The organism is Streptomyces sp. NPDC059371 (assembly GCF_042751995.1).
In the GTDB taxonomy this organism is placed as follows: Bacteria; Actinomycetota; Actinomycetes; order Streptomycetales; family Streptomycetaceae; genus Streptomyces.
Map to the genome: position 1 here is coordinate 1 of NZ_JBHYXD010000207.1, position 2,204 is coordinate 2,204.

At 72.3% G+C, this 2,204-nt stretch carries 1 tRNA gene, 1 other RNA gene and 1 pseudogene; 1 reads left to right on the forward strand and 2 read right to left on the reverse strand.

Features of this window, described 5'->3' with window-relative positions:
- Positions 1-89: 89 nt before the first annotated feature.
- Together ACFXGX_RS43190 and ffs are read right to left on the reverse strand one after the other, a co-directional pair.
- Positions 90-1,766 (reverse strand): annotated as a pseudogene (locus tag ACFXGX_RS43190) (DNA polymerase III subunit gamma and tau); the annotation flags it as partial.
- Positions 1,767-1,897: 131 nt separating this feature from the next.
- Positions 1,898-1,996: signal recognition particle sRNA small type (gene ffs, locus ACFXGX_RS43195), an RNA gene on the reverse strand.
- Between the two features lie 72 nt (positions 1,997-2,068).
- Between ffs and ACFXGX_RS43200 the strand changes: the two genes are divergently transcribed.
- Positions 2,069-2,156 (forward strand) — tRNA-Ser (locus ACFXGX_RS43200).
- The last annotated feature ends 48 nt before the right edge of the window (positions 2,157-2,204 follow it).

Here is a 2,204-nt window from a genome sequence, read left to right on the forward strand (position 1 = left end):
CCCCACCCACCCACTTTGATAATGATACTGAGACAACCGAGATATCAACCTAAAATATATTCTGCAGCTTCAGAGGTGTATAAGAGACAGGGTGCGGACTGCGCCGGAGGGCGGCCGCCGCCGGCGGGGGCCGTCGCGGGCCAGCCGCCGGGCCGCCGTCCGCTGCCGGCCGCCGTGGCGGTGGGCCAGGCACCGGGCGCGGCCCCCGTGGGGGCGCCGGACGGAGCCGTGGGCTGCTCGGGGGCGGCGGGCGCCGGTGACGGCGCCCCTGTGGGAGCCGGGGCGGTGTGGGACGCGGCGGGCACCGCGGGAGCTGCGGGGGCAACGGGCGTCGCGGGAGCGGCGGGCACCGCGGGAGCCGTCACCCCGGGCATCGCGCCCGGAACGGCACCGGCGCTGTCCCCGGCACCCCCGTGCCCCACAACCTGACCCGCGCCCTGCGGCGCGCCCTGTCCCGTTCCCCGGGCCGCCGCGCGGGCCGCCGCGAGGCCGCCCCCCGGAGGAACCGGGGGAGCCGCGGGACCGGTCTGCGGGACGGGCACCGGGCCGTGCGCCTCGGGTCCGGGCACGTACCCCATGGCGGGGGCGGCTCCGCCGCCCGAGAAGTTCACCCCGCGCTCGATACGGTCGAGGCGGGCCATGACGGACCGCTCGTCCCCGTAGGCGGCGGGCAACAGGACGCGGGCGCAGATGAGTTCGAGCTGGAGGCGCGGCGAGGTGGCCCCGCGCATCTCCGTCAGCCCTTCGTTGACGAGGTCGGCCGCGCGGCTCAGCTCGGCGGCGCCGAAGACCCCGGCCTGGGCCTGCATGCGCTCCACGACGTCGACCGGGGCGTCGATGAGCCCCTTCTCCACCGCGTCCGGGACGGCCGCCAGGATCACCAGGTCCCGCAGCCGCTCCAGCAGGTCGGCGACGAACCGCCGCGGGTCGTTGCCGCCTTCGATGACGGTGTCCACCACCTCGAAGGCGGCGGCGCCGTCCCCCGCCGCGAACGCCTCCACGACGGCGTCCAGCAGGGAGGCGTCCGTGTACCCGAGCAGCGAGGTCGCCATGGCGTACGTCACACCGTCCTCGGCGGAACCCGCGAGCAGCTGGTCCATCACGGACATGGAGTCACGCACGGACCCCGCGCCGGCCCGTACGACAAGAGGCAGCACGCCGTCCGCGACGGGGATCCCCTCCTGCCCGCAGACCTGGCCGAGGTATTCGCGCAGGGTGCCGGGCGGCACCAGCCGGAACGGGTAGTGGTGGGTCCGCGACCGGATCGTCCCGATGACCTTCTCGGGCTCGGTCGTGGCGAAGATGAACTTGAGGTGCTCCGGGGGCTCCTCGACGACCTTCAGCAGCGCGTTGAATCCGGCCGGCGTGACCATGTGGGCCTCGTCGATGATGTAGATCTTGTAACGACTGCTCGCGGGCCCGAAGAAGGCCTTTTCGCGCAGGTCACGGGCGTCGTCCACACCACCGTGCGAAGCCGCGTCGATCTCGATGACGTCGATGGACCCCCGGCCGCTGCGGGCGAGGTCCTGGCAGGACTGGCACTGGCCGCACGGGGTCGGGGTGGGGCCCTGCTCGCAGTTCAGGCAGCGGGCCAGGATGCGCGCGCTCGTCGTCTTGCCGCACCCGCGCGGACCGCTGAACAGGTACGCGTGATTGACCCGGTTGTTCCGCAGCGCCTGCGACAACGGGTCGGTGACATGCTCCTGCCCGATGACCTCGGCGAACGACTCCGGGCGATAGCGGCGGTACAGCGCGAGAGACGACACGTCTACGAGGTTATAGGCGCCCACTGACATCAAGGACCGCCCCGAGCGCATCCCGGGCGCGACCCCGGCGGCATCCGGTCCCCGGCGGACACGGCCACCGGCCCCTGGGCCGTCCGGGTGACCGCTCCGGAAACGCAAGCGCCCCCCACGCACCCGCCAGAGCCGACCTACCCTTGCTGCCTTCCGGCCCTGGGGGAGTTCAGTCAGATAGCGCCACGTGAGGGGCTCCGCAAAGAGTACAGGATCCGCGGGGCGGGGAACGAGTTCGCGAGCACTCCTCAACGTCTTGTATTGTTTGCCCCGGAGGATTCGCCTAGTGGCCTAGGGCGCACGCTTGGAAAGCGTGTTGGGGGCAACCCCTCACGAGTTCGAATCTCGTATCCTCCGCCAGTGCCTCACCGGGCACTAACGTCGAAGGGCCCCGCTGCTTGCAGCGGG